The sequence below is a fragment of the Streptomyces coacervatus genome (genome assembly GCF_029223485.1).
Lineage (GTDB): Bacteria > Actinomycetota > Actinomycetes > Streptomycetales > Streptomycetaceae > Streptomyces > Streptomyces coacervatus.
This window is the reverse complement of record NZ_JARHTP010000010.1, coordinates 238501-253790: the sequence shown is the minus strand read 5'-3', so window position 1 is coordinate 253790 and position 15290 is coordinate 238501. Positions and strand designations below refer to the sequence as shown.

General features: G+C 70.7%; 13 protein-coding genes. 9 read left to right on the top strand and 4 right to left on the bottom strand.

What is annotated here, in order from left to right; translation table 11 throughout:
* Positions 1-25: 25 nt before the first annotated feature.
* Complete coding sequence (locus P2Q00_RS25495; protein WP_275775038.1) at positions 26-871, bottom strand: SMP-30/gluconolactonase/LRE family protein; 846 nt, start codon at positions 869-871, stop codon at positions 26-28.
* Positions 868-1641: an IclR family transcriptional regulator gene (locus P2Q00_RS25490; protein WP_275775037.1), complete on the bottom strand. Its 774-nt coding sequence runs from the start codon at positions 1639-1641 to the stop codon at positions 868-870. Before P2Q00_RS25490 ends, P2Q00_RS25495 begins: the two co-directional genes overlap by 4 nt.
* A gap of 118 nt (positions 1642-1759) precedes the next feature.
* Here P2Q00_RS25490 and P2Q00_RS25485 point away from each other — a divergent pair, with 118 nt between their 5' ends.
* Positions 1760-2812: an NAD-dependent epimerase/dehydratase family protein gene (locus tag P2Q00_RS25485; RefSeq protein WP_275775036.1), complete on the top strand. Its 1053-nt coding sequence runs from the start codon at positions 1760-1762 to the stop codon at positions 2810-2812.
* Positions 2813-2817: 5 nt separating this feature from the next.
* Here the strand turns inward: P2Q00_RS25485 and P2Q00_RS25480 are convergent, their stop codons facing one another.
* Together P2Q00_RS25480 and P2Q00_RS25475 are read right to left on the bottom strand one after the other, a co-directional pair.
* The gene (locus tag P2Q00_RS25480) at positions 2818-4065 is read right to left on the bottom strand and encodes a PucR family transcriptional regulator (protein ID WP_275775035.1); all 1248 of its coding nucleotides are present in this window, start codon (positions 4063-4065) and stop codon (positions 2818-2820) included.
* 3 nt (positions 4066-4068) lie between these two features.
* Positions 4069-4221: a hypothetical protein gene (locus P2Q00_RS25475; RefSeq protein WP_275775034.1), complete on the bottom strand. Its 153-nt coding sequence runs from the start codon at positions 4219-4221 to the stop codon at positions 4069-4071.
* A gap of 163 nt (positions 4222-4384) precedes the next feature.
* Here P2Q00_RS25475 and pgfA point away from each other — a divergent pair, with 163 nt between their 5' ends.
* From pgfA to P2Q00_RS25435, 8 genes are all read left to right on the top strand, one after another.
* Positions 4385-5359 (top strand): cell envelope lipid trafficking protein PgfA, encoded by a 975-nt coding sequence (gene pgfA, locus P2Q00_RS25470; RefSeq protein ID WP_275775033.1) that lies wholly within the window; start codon positions 4385-4387, stop codon positions 5357-5359.
* A 206-nt stretch (positions 5360-5565) separates the two neighbouring features.
* Complete coding sequence (locus P2Q00_RS25465; RefSeq protein ID WP_275775032.1) at positions 5566-6717, top strand: glycosyltransferase family 4 protein; 1152 nt, start codon at positions 5566-5568, stop codon at positions 6715-6717.
* Positions 6718-6722: 5 nt separating this feature from the next.
* On the top strand, positions 6723-7517 hold the full coding sequence (locus P2Q00_RS25460) for a class I SAM-dependent methyltransferase (protein WP_425579628.1): 795 nt from the start codon (positions 6723-6725) through the stop codon (positions 7515-7517).
* Positions 7514-11887, top strand: coding sequence for an alpha-(1->3)-arabinofuranosyltransferase domain-containing protein (locus tag P2Q00_RS25455; RefSeq protein WP_275775030.1), 4374 nt, complete (start codon positions 7514-7516; stop codon positions 11885-11887). The genes P2Q00_RS25460 and P2Q00_RS25455 overlap by 4 nt, the downstream gene beginning before the upstream one ends.
* Positions 11884-13359 (top strand): condensation protein, encoded by a 1476-nt coding sequence (locus tag P2Q00_RS25450; RefSeq protein WP_275775029.1) that lies wholly within the window; start codon positions 11884-11886, stop codon positions 13357-13359. Before P2Q00_RS25455 ends, P2Q00_RS25450 begins: the two co-directional genes overlap by 4 nt.
* Positions 13356-14114, top strand: coding sequence for a class I SAM-dependent methyltransferase (locus P2Q00_RS25445; protein WP_275775028.1), 759 nt, complete (start codon positions 13356-13358; stop codon positions 14112-14114). The genes P2Q00_RS25450 and P2Q00_RS25445 overlap by 4 nt, the downstream gene beginning before the upstream one ends.
* Before the next feature lie 25 nt (positions 14115-14139).
* Positions 14140-15069: a hypothetical protein gene (locus tag P2Q00_RS25440; protein WP_275775194.1), complete on the top strand. Its 930-nt coding sequence runs from the start codon at positions 14140-14142 to the stop codon at positions 15067-15069.
* The gene (locus tag P2Q00_RS25435; RefSeq protein ID WP_275775027.1) at positions 15066-15290 is read left to right on the top strand and encodes a Trm112 family protein; all 225 of its coding nucleotides are present in this window, start codon (positions 15066-15068) and stop codon (positions 15288-15290) included. The genes P2Q00_RS25440 and P2Q00_RS25435 overlap by 4 nt, the downstream gene beginning before the upstream one ends.

The window sequence follows — 15290 nt, the reverse complement described above, 5'->3', positions numbered from 1 at the left end:
CCCCCTGGGCCGGTCGCCGGTCCGCTCAGCCCGCGAAGGGACGTGGAGCCAGTCCCTTCCCCGCGCCGGGCACCACCAGCAGCGAGCCCGCCGTCGGATGCGGGGCCTCAAGACCCACCCGAGCCGTGGTGATGTACAGGTCCGTGAGGTCCGCGCCGCCGAAGGCGCAGGCGGTCACGCGCGGCGTCGGCAGCTCGATCACCCGGTCGAGCTCGCCGTCGGGCGTGTAACGGCGTACCGCACCGCCGTCCCACAGGGCCACCCACACACAGCCGTCGGCGTCCACGGTCAGCCCGTCGGGGAAGCCGGCGCCCTCCTCGATCTCCGCGAACCGGCGCCGCTCGGCGACCCGGCCGTCCTCGTGGTGGAAGACGTCGACCTGCCGCGTCGGGGAGTCGACGTAGTACATCAGCCGCCCGTCGGGGCTCCACCCGGTGCCGTTGCTGACGGCGACGTCGTCGAGAACCGTCTCGACATCCCCCTCCCCCGTGATCCGGGAGAGCGTGCCGCCGCCGGGTGCCTCGTCGTAACGCATGGTGCCGGCCCACAGGGCGCCGTCGGGGGCGACTGCGGCGTCATTGGCGCGGCGGCCGGGGACGGGTTCGTGGTGCAGCCAGCGGAAGGTGCCGTCGGGGTCGACGAGGCCGACTCCGTCCCGGAGGTTCAGGACCAGGCCGCCGCCGGCCCTGGGCTTCGCCGCACCCACGTGCTGGTCGGTGACGCGGACCGTGCGACGGCCGGTCACCGGGTCGTAGGTGTATACACGCGCGCCCAGAATGTCGATCCAGATCAGCCGCCCGGCGTCCGCGTCCCAGGTCGGCCCCTCGCCCAGGGTGGCCTCGGCGCGCACCGCCACCTCGTACGCCGTCATGCGACGGTCCGGTGGCCGAGGCGCTCCGACAGCTCCACGGCGCCCTTGGCGGCGAGCTGCTCCAGCTCGGCGCGGCGGTCGTCGCTCCAGCGGATCATGGGGACGGAGATGGAGAGAGCGGCGACGACCTGCCCCGTACGGTCCCGCACGGGCGCGGCCACACAGCTCACGTCCGGATTGGACTCACGGCTCTCCACGGCGATCCCCCGCTGACGGATCTGTGCGAGGGCCTCGCGCAGGGCGGACGGCTCGGTGATGCTGTTGGGAGTCATCGCGACGAGCTCGGCATCGTCCGGGATGCGCGAGGTGAGCTCCGGCTCCGGAAGGGAGGCCAGCAGCATCTTCCCCACGGACGTGCAGTGCGCGGGCAGCCGGCGCCCGGCGGCGGACACCATCCGCACCGCATGCGTCGAATCCACCTTGGCGATGTAGATGACATCGGTGCCTTCGAGGATCGCCACGTGTACGGTCTCGTCGCAGGTCTCGGCGACGGAACGGGCCACCTGCTGTCCCTCGGCCGCGAGGTCCAGCTGCTCGGCGTACCGGCTGCCGAGCTGGTACGGGCGCACACCCAGCCGGTAGCGTCCGGGCTGCCCCGGCACCTGGACGATGTACGACCGGGCGGCGAGCGTGGTGACCAGCTCGTGCACGGTGGTGCGCGGCAGCTGCAGCTTGCGCACTATGTCGGGGGCGGAGAGCGTCCCGTCCCCGTCGAGGAAGAGCTCGAGAATGTCGAGAGCCCGGGTCACGGCAGGTACGAGGCGTCCCACGACCGGTCCCTTCTCTTGTTATCTGAGTCTGTCTGTTCGAAATTTCAACAGACGATCGGCATGACGAACGAAGACAGGCTACGCATAGTGCGTTTGCCCGGGCAATGGTTCTGACCGAATGATCGGAGTGCGCGTGGACGTGCTGGTGACCGGAGGCAGTGGGTTCGTCGGGTGTCATCTGGTGGGGCGGCTGCTGGAGCACGGGTATCACGTGCGCACCACCGTCCGCAGCACCGCGAACACGGCGAAGGTGGCGCCCCTGCGCGCCCTGCAGGACGACCACCCCGGCCGACTCGAACTCTTCGAGGCCGATCTCCTCTCCGACGGCTCCTTCGACGAGGCCGTGAAGGGGTGCGAGGTCGTCTTCCATGTCGCCTCGCCCTTCTTCATGCCGGAGAAGATCAAGGACGGGCAGCGGGACATGGTCGAGCCCGCCCTCGCCGGTACCCGCAATGTGATCGCGAGCATCGAGAGGACACCCAGCGTCCACAGGCTCGTCCTCACCTCCACCGTCGGCGCGATATTCGGCGACTACGCGGACGTGCGCGCCATGGAGGGCCAGGTCCTGACCGAGGCGTACTTCAACACCACCAGCACCGTCGAGAACAACCCGTACCACTACGCCAAGACCGTTGCGGAGCAGGCCGCCCGCGAGGCGGAGAAGGGGCAGTCGCGGTGGCGCATGGTCGCCGTCAATCCGGGGCTGGTGCTCGGGCCCTCACTCACCCCTGCCTCCGAGTCCGGCAGCCTCTTCCTCCTCGAAGAGCTCTTCAAGGGGTATTTCTTCTACGGCGCCCCCGACTTCAGCTTCACCACGGCAGACGTGAGGGACGTGGCCGATGCACACATCGCCGCCGCCGAGAAGCCCGACGCGCACGGCCGTTACATCGTCGCCGCCGAGACGATGACGTCCTTCCACGACATGGCGCGCATCATCCGCACCCGGTATCCGAGGGACCTCCGACTCCCCCGAACTCGCCTTCCGCACTGGCCCGTTCGGATCCTGGGCCCCGCCTTCGGGCTCACCCAGGACTACATCCGGGGTCACCTCGGCATCAGGTTCCGCGTCGACAACAGCCGTACCGTCAAGGAGCTGGGCATCGTCTACCGGCCCGTCGAGGAGACCCTCCTGGACCATTACGAAGCGTGGCGCGAGCAGCGCAAGAAGTGATGCTGCTACGGCCTCTGCCGCCTCGTCTCCCCCAGCACCCCCCTCAACCTCTGTGCCCTGAGCACCAGTTCCAGCTCGAAGCGGCGGTCGGGGTCGTCGATCTCGTCGCCCCACAGCTCGCGGATCTGACGGAGGCGGTAGCGGACGGTCTGGGGGTGGACGCCGAGGCGGGTGGCCACTTCCGGTGCCCCGCCTCGGGTCTCCAGCCATGCCAGTAACGTTTCCGCAAGGCGGCGTCCGTGCGTCGGGCCGCAGTGGGCGAGGGGGGCCAGACAGCGCAGGGCGAGGTCGTCGATCAGTTCCTCGGGCTGGAGCAGGACCAGGGCCTCGGTGTGTTCCGTGCAGTACAGGACGTCCCCGGCGGGCAGCAGCCCCCGTTCCATCAGGTCTACGGCCGCCTCGGCCCAGCGCAGCGACTTCGCCGCGTCGGCGAGCGGTACGGGCGGGCCGATCGCCCCGGACCAGCCGGTCAGCGCCCGGTTCAGTAACTCGGGGCGGCCGGCGGCGTCCGGCTCGGGGACGACCATACGGGGCTGCTCGTACTCCATGTCGAGCAGGACGCCCTGTCCTACGGCCGGTGCGACCGCCTCCCGGGCCGGGCGGAGCAGGACGCCGACCGCGACCTTGCGCGGCAGCGGCCAGCCGACCCGGGCGGCCCGTTCGGTCAGCGCGTCGGCCGGGTCGCTCCGGTGGTATTCGGCCAACAACAGCTCCATCAGGCGGCGTTGGAGCCGCAGCCGTTCCCCGGCCTGCCTCGCCGCCGCCTCCGCGTAGCCGCGCACCGACTGGTCGACCAGGCCGTCCAGGTACTCGTAACCCGCGTCGACGAGTTCGTACATCGCGGGCGGCGGGATCTCGACCTGCTGGCCGATCTCGGCGAAACGGCGCCAGGCGAGGCGTACGCCCATGCGGTAGATCGCCTGGAGGGAGTCCAGGGAGCGGCCGTGCAGGCCCTCGCCGCGGCCGAACTCCTGGAAGACGCCCGGCGGGACCGTCGGGCGGCCCTCCGACTGCTCCAGGTGCTGGACGAAGACCTCGATGGCCCGGCGGATGCCGACCAGGGCCATCGGCTCGCCCGACTCGTCGAGTACGACGGGCAGGTGCGGGTACTCGCGGCGGATCTCGCTCAGGATCTCCTCTGCGAGCGCGGGCGCCTCGGCCATCGCGAGGGCGGCGAACCGGCGGACCTGGAGGCGGGGCACGTCGTGCCAGGCCGAGCGGGTCGCGGTGGCGGGTGAGCGGGTCGGACCCACCGGTCAACTCCCTTGCCCGGCTTGCTCATACGTGATCAACGGGGTGTTGGGCTGGTCGGGCGTCGCGTCGAGCAGCGCGACGATGCCGAGGGCGGCGCCCACGGCAAGTGCGGCGGCGGCCACGACGGTGATCGCTGCAGCGAGCAGTCTGGACATCGCAGGGTCAGCCTCTCTGTCCGGAGGTCGTCCCACCCCGGTGCCCCACCCCTGCCTGTCGGCCCCAGTCTCGACAAGCATTGACACCCCGTCAAGAGGCGCATACGGTCTCCGGCCCAAGAGCGGCCCGAACTCCGTCATCCTTCGCCCCTGGAGTGCCCGGATGCGCCGTACAGCCTCCCCCCTTTCGTTGATCCTGCTGGGACTCGGCACGTTTCTGCTGGTCCTGGCGCCGATGCTGGTCTGGTACGTCGAGCCGCGGGCCGCCGTGAACCCGATCGATATCGACACCACAGCCGTCTACAGAGGCACCGGAAGTTACTTCGACACCGATCAGATCGAGACAGTTCACGACAAGCGCATCACCGTCACCCAGCAGGTGCGCGGCAATGTCGCGGACAGCGAGAAGAGCGGGCGGGCGGTGTGGGACGTGACGACGACGGTCGACACGGACAAGTCGCTGCCGGCCGCCGATCCGCACGACGCGCTGGAGTTCTTCCTCAACCGGTGGGTGACCGATCGCCACACCAACCAGCCGGTGCACTGCTGCAAGGAGAACCCGTACTTCGAGGGGGACGCCTATCTGAAGTTCCCCTTCGACGTGGCGCGAAAGTCCTACCAGTGGTGGGACAACTCCCTTGGCTCGACCGTCACTCTGCACTACTCCGGCACCAAGAAGATCCAGGGTTACCAGGGTTACCGCTTCACCGGCACCGTCTCCCCGACGAAGATCGGGACGCGGCTGGTCCCCGGCACCATCGTCGACCAGAAGAACAAACCGCAGGTCCTGGCCGAGGAGTGGTACTCCAACCACGGCATCGAGCTGGTCGTCGACCAGCGCACCGGCCGGGTGCTCTACGCCCAGGTCGGCCCGCGGCGCACCCTGCGGGCGCCGGGCGCCAAGAAGGACGCGGTGGTGCTGCTGGACAGCCAGAAACTGTCGTTCACCACTGCGACGCAGAGGGACCAGGTGAAACTGGCCAAGAAGGAGAGTGGCCAGCTGCGCATGGTGGGACAGACGTTGCCGATTACCGCCGCTGTGGCCGGATTCCTACTGGCGATGGTGGGTGGGGCTTTGGTGGCGCGAGGGCGTAAGCGCCCTGATTTGCCGGAGACATCCCAGACTTCACAGGCTTAGCTCACGATGTGACATGACGTCAGTTCTAATAAGGCGGAAATTTGTCACCTCGGTGAGTAGCCGTGGCGAACGGCTGGGCGAAAACTGTCCACCCCCACCCAAGCACAACCCCTGCACACCTCCCGCCCATGAAGAGCTCAGTCCCCCCACAGCAAGTCCAGAAAGCCACCACTGAGTTCCGCACCCTGAGACGAGTTGGAGCACCCATGCCCCAGCACGTGCCCTCCCCGCTGCGCGCCGCGCACCTCTGGGCTCCGCAGCACCCTTCGACGCTCCCCCCACAACCGCGCCGAATCGTTTTTCTCGCCCACCGGGATCTGGACAATCCGGCGGCCGGCGGCTCGGAGCTGCTGGTCGACCGGCTCGCCGAGGGCCTGACCGCCCTCGGCCACCAGGTCACCCTGATCTGCGGCGGTCCCGCGGCCTTCCGGGACTACCGCGTCGTATCGGCCGGCGGCGAGTTCGCCCACTATCTGCGTGCCCGTTCCGCCTTCGCCCGTCAGGTCGGCGAGACCGATCTGCTGGTCGAGGTCTGCAACGGCATGCCGTACCTCGCACCACTCTGGCACCACGGCCCCACCCTGTGCCTGGTCAACCATGTCCATTCCGACCTGTGGAAGATGCGGTTCGGCGGACCCCTCGCGCCGGCCGCACGGATCGGCCGAAGACTTGAGCACTGGGCGCTGACCGGTGCGCAGCGTCACAGTCTGCTGGTTGCCGTTTCGCCGTCCACGGCCCATGCGCTGCGTGCGATCGGTGTCTCGCGGGACCGGATCCGTGTGGTCCACAACGGTGTGGAGGAGCCCGGGCCGCGGGACGAGCGGTCGGCCGAGCCGTTGTTCGTGGCGGTGGGCCGGCTTGTCGAGTACAAGCGGATCGATCTGCTGCTGAGGCTCTGGGAGCGGGTGCGGCCCGTGACCGGGGGTCGGCTGGTGATCGTCGGCGACGGGCCTGAACGCGAGCGTCTTGAGCAACTCGCCGGTCCTGGAGTGGAGTTCGCCGGTCATGTCTCCGAGGCGGAGAAGCATCGGCTGCTGTGCGCGGCTTGGCTGTTGCTGCATCCCTCTGCCGTGGAGGGGTGGGGGCTGGTTGTCACCGAGGCCGCGACTCGGGAGACGCCCACCATTGCCTTTGATGTGCCGGGGTTGCGGGATTCCGTCGTGGATGGGGAAACCGGTGTGCTTGCGCACGGGGAGTCTTCGTTTGCGGCTGCCTGGTGCACGCTGGCCCTGTCGGGACACCGCCGTGAGCTCATGGGCAAGGCAGCCCGTGATCGCGCGGCGCGTTATCGCTGGCACCGGACGGTCAGACAGTTTCGGGCGGTGGCCGCCGAGGCGGTGAGGGGCTGGGGGTCGTGACTCGTCTGCGGATTCGTCGTGGCTGGTCGCGCAGTTCCCCGCGCCCCTATCGGGGCGCTCCAGTACCCGGCGGTTTTAAAGATCCCTCCTTTCAGCGGTCCCTCGCGCTCTTCCGTGCCTTTCGGCACGAGCAGGACGATCCGCAGACCTGCTACGACCTGCTCGCCCGCGACGCCGTCGACCAGGTCGAGGCCTACGACGGACCCGTCTCCGGACGCACTGTCGTCGACGTCGGTGGTGGTGGCGGGTACTTCACCGAGGAGTTCCGCAAGCGCGGCGCGAACGCCTACCTCTTCGAGCCGGACGTGCACGAGCTCGGTGAGAAGCCGCCCGACGGGGCCGTGATCGCGGACGGGTATCTGTTGCCGCTGTCCGACGGGGTCGCCGATGTGACCTTCTCGTCGAACGTGCTGGAGCATGTCGCCGATCCGCAGACGTTTCTGAGTGAGCTCGCCCGGGTCACGCGGCCCGGCGGGCTGATCTATGTGTCGTTCACCAACTGGCTGTCCCCGTGGGGCGGTCACGAGTGGGCGCCGTGGCACTACTTCGGGGCCGAGCGGGCCCGCGCCCGCTACCGGCGCCGTACCGGAAAGCCCGCCAAGCACACCCTCGGCGAGAACCTCTTCGCCGTGCACATCGGTACCACCCTGCGGCAGGTGCGCGCCCGCGACGACGTCACGGTCGTCTCGGCGCGCTCCCGCTACTGGCCGTTCCTCGCGGAGACCGTCGTGAAAGCGCCGGGGATACGTGAGGTGGCCACCTGGAATCTTCTCCTCATCCTCCGGCGGTGTCCCCCATGACGACCACGGTCCAGGCCCCTCCTCCGGCAGCCGTTCCCACCACCGCGGCCACCTCGGGTCCGCCGGAGGGCCCGCGGTCGCGGCGCTGGCTGGCGGGGTTCTGGGCCGTGGCGTTCGTACTGTTCCTGGTGGTGCACCCGGGGCGGCAGACCTTCGACACCAAGCTGGGTGTGACGGTCGACCCGGGGGCGTTCTTCTCCGACCTGGGGCAGTTGTGGCACGACCAGGGCAGCTTCGGGGGCATCCAGGACCAGTACGCGGGCTATCTGTGGCCGATGCTGCCGTTCTACTGGCTGGCGCATGCCGTGCATCTGCCGGTGTGGCTGGCGGAGCGGCTGTGGATGTCGGTCATCGTGTCCGTCGCCTTCTGGGGGGCGCTGCGGCTGGCCGAGCGGCTGGGAATCGGCAGTGGCGGATCGCGGCTGCTCGCGGGGGTCGCGTATGCGCTGTGGCCGGTCTTCACCATCGTCATCGGCTCTACGTCCGCCGCCGCACTGCCCGGTGCTTTTCTGCCGTGGGTGCTGCTGCCGCTGATGAACGAGCGGTACAGCGCCCGCGTCGCCGCTCTGCGCTCGGCGCTGATCGTGCCGTTCATGGGCGGTGTCAACGGCGCCTCCACGCTGGCCTCGCTGCTGCCGGTCGGGCTGTACCTCCTGTCCCGCCCGGCCGGGCCACGGCAGCGCAAGCTGATCGGCTGGTGGGTGCCGGGGCTGATCGTGGCCACGGCATGGTGGTGGATACCGCTGGTCATGCTCGGGGTCTACGGCGAGAACTTCCTTCCGTACGTGGAGACTTCGCAGACCACCACGGCCACCATGTCAGGGACGGAGGCGCTGCGCGGGGCCGGCAACTGGGTCGCCTATCTGCATTTCGGGGAGGCTTGGCTGCCGGCCGGGTGGACGGTCGCCGCGTCGGTGATCGTCGTCGTGTGTTCGGCGCTCGCTGCCGGGCTCGGACTCGCGGGGCTCGCCAGACGGGACATGCCCGAGCGCCGGTGGCTGGTGCTGACCGTGGTGTCGTGCGTGCTGGTGCTGCTCGCCGGGTACGGCGGCGCGTTCGGTGCGCCCTTCCACGGGGTCGTGCAGGACTGGCTGAACGGGGGGCTCGTCCCCTTCCGGAATATTTACAAGTTCCAGACGGGGCTTGCTCTGGCGTTGGTGCTGGGGCTTGCGCATCTGGTGGGGGTTGCTGCTGAGCCGCGCGGTGCCCGGCCGGTGCGCGGGCGCCGGTTCGCTCCGCTGGTCGCGGCGGTCCTGATCCTGCCGGGGCTGTTGTGGCCGTATCTCAATGGCTCGATCCTCCAACCGGGGTCCTTCCAGGAATTGCCCAAGTACTGGAAGACCACGGCCAGTTGGCTGGAGAAGTACTCCCCGGACTCCCGCGCCCTCGTCGTCCCGGCCACCTCGCACGGCATCTACACCTGGGGCTCCCCCATCGACGAGCCCCTCGACGTCCTCGCCAAGTCCCGCTGGGCACAGCGGGACTACGTCCCCTTCGGCACCCCCGGCAACCGGCGCGCGATGGACGCGGTGCAGGACGCACTGGCCTCCGGGAGTGAAGTCCCGGGCCTGGCCGACTACTTGAGCCGTGCGGGTGTGTATTACGTCGTCGTCCGCAACGACCTCGACCCCGACCAGATCGGCTCCGTACCGACCACGACGGTGAAGCGGACCCTGGAGCAGTCGGGGTACGTCCGGGTGACGGGCTTCGGGCCGGTCATGACCGGCGGCAGGATCGCGCACGACGCTCCGCTGCAGGTCGAGGGGCTGTATCCGCGTCAGCGCGCGGTCGAGATCTACGAGCCCTCGAACCAGGACGTCCCGCGGCCGGGCCAGGCCCATCTGCTGCCCGTCTCCGACACCGCGGTCGTCTCCGGCGGCCCGGAGGCCCTGCTGCCGCTGGCCTCGCAGCTGCGCGGGCGCGCGACCGTGCTGACCGGCGACAACCACCCCGGGCTCGGCTCCCCGCCGCTCCAGGTGGTGGGCGACGGGCTGCGCCGCGCGGACACCCGGTTCGGGCTGGTCGGCGCCAACACCTCGTACACCTACACCGGTTCGGAGCGGAACGCACCGGACGCCGTGCAGGACGCGGGGAAGGGACCGCATCAGATCCTGCCGACCAAGGGGCTCGACCACCAGACGGTGGCCCAGCTGCGCGGCGCCCGCTCGGTGACGGCCTCCTCGTACGGCAACTGGCTCTTCCACCTCCCGCAGTACGACCCGGTGAACGCCTTCGACGGCAACCCGGACACCGCGTGGGCGGAGGGCGCGCCCGGCTCGCCGAACGGGCAGTGGCTGCGGATCGGCTTCACGGACTCGTACGACATGCCGTCCTCGTTCAAGGTGACCCCGCTGCCGCAGGAGAGCGTGCGGTCTGCGGCGACGAAGGTGAAGGTGGAGACGGAGAAGGGGACCAGGACCAGTTTCCTGCGGCCGAACGGCCAGCCGCAGACCGTCAAGGCACCTGCGGGCGCCACGAGTTGGATGAAGCTGACGATCGTCGGCTCGGTGGAGCGCCGCTCGGGTCTGACGGGGGCCGGCTTCTCCGAGATCGCCCTCCCGCACGTACAGGTGACCCGTCTGCTGCGCCTGCCGACGGACGCGAACGACTCCGACGCTGCCGCCGAGCTCGTCTCCCTGCACCGCACCCCCGACCCCACCGGCCTCTCCGCGACCGGCACCGAGGCGGGCCTGCACCGGCGCTTCACCACGGCCACGGCAGGGACGTACGAGGTCAAGGCGGGCGCCGTGCCGGTGAACGGCGAGGAACTCGACAAGCTGCTCTACCAGGTCGCACCCGACCAGCAGAACCGCATCGTCGCCACCGCCGACTCCACGGCGACCCTCGGCGCGGGCCTGTCGGCGCGCAACCTCACCGACGGCGATCTGACGACGGCGTGGATCGCGGGCGACCGGCCGACGATCCATCTGAGCTGGAGCGGCAAACAGCCGGTGGGGGAGATCGTGCTGGCGCCCGCGGGCGGCCTGTCGACCCGTCCCACCCAGGTGGACATCAGCTCTCCCGACGGCGCGACCATCGCCGGCGTCGACGAGAACGGCGTGGTCCGCTTCGACCCGATCACCACCGACCGCCTGGACATCACGATCACCCAGACCGCGCCCCTGACCCTGCACAACCCCGTCGCCGACGAGGACCTGCAGCTCCCGGTGGGCCTGACCGAGGCGTACATCCCGGCACTCGACCAGTACCGCACCCCGCAGCCGAGCAGCACCCGCACCTTCTCGCTGCCGTGCGGACAGGGGCCGGACGTGGCGGTCGACGGCAAGCTGTACCAGACCAGCGCGAAGGGCACCGTACGGGACCTGACGGAGCGCCGGACGGTCGATGTGACGCTCTGCCAGCAGGGCCGCAACGACGGCGAGTTGGAGCTCTCCCCCGGTACCCACCGCGTCGAGGCCGGGGACGCCGGACCGCTCACCCTGACCGATATGACACTGACCCGCGGCACGGTCACCGAACCCACCGCCACAGAGCGCCAGTTGACGATTCGGGACTGGCTGGGCGACCGCCGCGAGGTGACGGTCAGCTCCGGCGCGGCCACGTACCTGACGACGTACGAGAACTACAACGACGGCTGGAAAGCCACCCTGAACGGCAAGGAACTGACCCCGCTCCGCCTCGACGGCTGGCAGCAGGGCTGGCGGATCCCGGCCGGGGCGGGCGGCACGGTCAAGCTGTCGTACGAGCCCGCTACGACCTACGAGGGCGGGCTGATCGGCGGCGCGGCGGGACTGGCGGTCCTGGTCGGGCTGGTCGGCTGGCGCCGCCGCGCGCCCAACCCCGACCCGCCGCAGCCGGTACCGCCGCTCCCCGGGCTGTGGCTCGGCACGGTGGCACTGACCGTGGTGGGTGTGCTGATCGCCGGATGGTTCGCGCTGCTGGTGCCCGCGCTGGCGGTGCTGGCACACCGGCGGCACGCGGTACTCGTACCGGTCGCGTTCGTCGCCCTCGCGGGGGCGGGGGTCGCGGCGGCCACGGGGGCCGGGGAGCCGTCGGGTGCGGGCGAGGGCGCATTCGGCCACACGGCCCAACTCCTGGCGCTGATCGGGCTGTTCGCGGCGTTGGTGAGCGTACGAGAGCCCGACGAGGGGACGAGCACGACGGCGGTGCTGCCGCCGGTGCCCGGCTCCGCGGCGCCGCCGACCGGGCCACTGCCGCAACGGCGCCGGAGCAAGACGCCTCTCCCTCGCCCCGACGCCGGGCCGACCGTCTCGGCACGCGGCCCCGGCGGGCCCGATCCCGACCCGCCGACCGCGCGGATCCCGCTCCGCAAACCGAAGTTCCGGCCGACTCCGCCCGAGGAGCCACCGCAGCCGGAAGCCGACAGGGGGAGGGACGAACCCACGTGACCGCACTCGAACACCCCGCCCGCGCCGACGGCCCGCCCCGACCGCCGGCCCGTATCCCCTTCCCCGTCGTCGACGAGGTCGCCCGCCACTGCCTCCAAGAGGAGGAGCCGGAGACGGTTCACATCGAGGTCCACCTGCCAGGGCAACTGGACAGGGACCGGCTCCGGACGGCCTTTGTGGAGGCCCTGCGCCGCCATCCCCGCATCCTGATGCGCGAGGCCTCCGGCCACTGGTACCGACGACGCTACGAGTGGGAGCTGACGGCGGAGCCGGACGTGGAGGTGGTCAGCTTCCCGGCGGCGGGGCCGGACGCACTGCGGGACGCGAGGACACGAGCCCTGACGACTGCACCGCCACTGACCTTGTCCCCGCCGATACGACTGGAGGTGGTGGAGGGGGCGGGCCCGGCGGAGGGCAGCGAGGCAACGGATGCGGTCGGCTCAGCCACCGCAGCCGCCCTAGCTGCGGGCAGTCGTGCCGCTGGGGCGGCACGGGTGGGCGCAGCGGCACCCGGCCAGCGCCGGCGAGCGACCCCCACCCCCACGCCCACCCCCAACTCCGGAACAGCCAAAGGCACCGTCCTCTTCCTCACCATCAACCACACAGCCCTCGACGGCCCAGCCTGCCTCCGCGTCCTGGCCACCGCGGCCGAAATCTACGGCGGCAAGAACAACTCCCCCACGGCACCCCCCATCCGCACCCCCGACACCCCCCAAGCCCCCGAGGACACCCCCTCCAATTGGTCCCCACCCGCAAGGGTGGCCCCCGGCACCCCAGAACCCTCCCCCGGCAACGGCCTGCTGGTCACCGAACTCCCCCTCCCCCACCGCCCCAAGGGCTCCCCCTACACGGTCAACGACCAACTCATGGTCACCACCGCCCTCACCCTCACCCACTGGAACAGAGAACACGGCGCACCCCCCCGCCCCCTCCGCATCACCATGCCGGTCGATGACCGCCCCCGAGACACCACCATGCCGATAGGCAACGGCACCCGCCTGGTAGAAGTCCCCTTCTCCCCAAGGGAGTTGGAGGCACACACCCCCACCGACATGCCCGCCCTCCTGCGCCGCACGGCAACCCGCACCCGAGCCCTGAAATCCCTCCCCCGCCCCCAACTGGGCCACGGAGCCGCGCTCCTCACGGCGCCCCTCACCCCCGTAGCCTGGCGAGCCGCCCTCACCCGCGGCCTGCGCAGAGCCGCCGCGCCCTGGACCTCGACCACACTCCTCAGCAACATCGGCCGCATCCCGTACTCCCTGGACTTCGGCGAGGAGGCGGGCCGCGCGCACGCGGTCTGGTTCTCGGCCCCGGCCCGTATGCCCCGCGGTCTCACCGTCACCACCGCTTCCACCGCGGGCCGCCTGCACCTCGCCCTGCGCTGGTCCCGCGCCCTGCTCAGCCACGGCGACGGCGCGCACCTCCGCGACCTGTTCGAGCACTATCTGCACGCCACGGAGGTGACCCCGTGAACGCGACCTCCACCCCCACCACCGCCCCCGCACACCACCCCGACCTGCGCGACTTCTACGAGGACCCCTCCGTCCCCGTCGCCTCCGGCACCCCCCGCAGCCTCCGCCAGGCCCGCATGCTGGCCGCCGCCCTCGGCCCCGCCACCGGCACGCCCCGCACCATCCTCGACATCGGCTGCGGCGACGGCACCGCGGCCGCCACCGCGGCCCCCCTGCTCCCCGGCCACCGCATCATCGGCGTCGACTGGTCCCAGGACGCCCTGAAACGGGCCCGCACCCACCTGTCGTACGCCATCCGCGGCGAACTCACCGGCGGCGGGCTCCCGTTCCGGGCCGCCTCCGCCGACGCCGTGCTGTTCAGCGAGGTCATCGAGCACCTGGTCGACCCGGACGCGGCGCTCGACGAGATCCGCCGCATCCTGCGCCCGGGCGGCCACCTCATGCTCTCCACCCCGAACCTGGCCGCCTGGTACAACCGCGCCCTGCTGCTGGCCGGCGTACAGCCCGTCTTCTCCGAGGTCAGCCTGCGGGCGATCCACGGCAGGCCGGGCACGGAGGTCGTAGGACATCTGCGGCTCTACACCGCCCGTGCGCTACGGGAGTTCGTCGCCGCGTCCGGTTTCGAGATCGTGGACGTCAAGGGCGCCCCCTTCCACGGCGTACCCCGCCCCCTCCGCCCCCTCGACCGGCTGGCCTGCTCCAGACCGTCGCTCGCCTCGATCCTTCTCCTGCACGCGCGAAAGACAAAGACGTAGAGGGGGGCACACCATGTGGTGGGGAGTGGTCGCAGCCCTGGTGGCGAACACCCTGTACAGCCTCGGTTTCGTCCTGGAGAAACGGGCGCTCACCTCCCTTCCCGAGGTGACGATCCGTCAACCCGCCCGGCTGCTGCGGCTGGTGCTGGGCAGCCCGCTGTGGATCGGCGGCTCCCTCGCCCTGGCCTCCGGCTTCGGCGCACAGCTCGTCGTCTACCGCACCCTGCCGATCGCCGCCGCCCAGGGCATCTTCGTCTCCGGCCTGGTGCTGCTCGTCCTGCTGTCGGCCCGGCTGCTGGGCGAGGAGACGACCGGCCGGGAGCGGTACGCGCTCGGTGCGATCCTCGGCGCGCTACTGATGGTGGTGCTGTCGCTGAAGGAGGCCGGTGCAGGCGCGGACACGGTCAGCCGCAGCGCGCCGTATCCGCTGATCCTGCTGGTGTGCGTGCCGTCCCTGGCGGGCGGGGTGTGGCTCTACGGGGCCGCCGAGCGCCGCACCAAGCACCGGCACCGGGCACCGACCACGGGCGTGGAGTACGGGGTGGCGGTCGGCCTGCTCTACGGGGTCAGCTCGCTCGCCATCAAGGGCGTGTCGAGCTACCTGACGACAAGCGGGCCGGTCGGTGCGGTGGTCCACCTGCTCAAGTCCCCGTACCCCTACCTCCTCCTCTTCACCGGCGCATTCGGCCTGGTCATGTCGCAGGCGGCGCTGCAGCGCTGCCGGGCCTCGCTGATCGTGCCGGTGTGCACGACGGTGACCTGCCTCTACACGGCCGTACTCGGCACCCTCTCCTTCGGCGAGGCGCTCCCGCACGACCCGCTGCGGCTCGCCCTGCGCCTGGCGGGGACGGTCCTGGCCGTCTCCGTCCTGCTTGTGATGCCCAAGCACGACCGGCCCGCACCCCAGGCACCTCCCCAACCCCCCATTGCCACCAAGGAGTTGACACCTCCATGAACCCCGACGACCCGCTGCTGCGGATCCTGGCGTGCCCGCTCGACAAGGGCCCGCTGCACCTCCTCAAGCCGGGCGGCCCGGCGGCCCCGGAGGCCCTGTACAACCCGCGCCTGCACCGCCGTTACCCGATCGTCGACGGCATCCCGCAGCTGCTGCCGTCGTCCGGGGAGCAGGTGACGGACGACGAACACGAGGCGTTGCTCAAGCGGATGGCCCAGTGA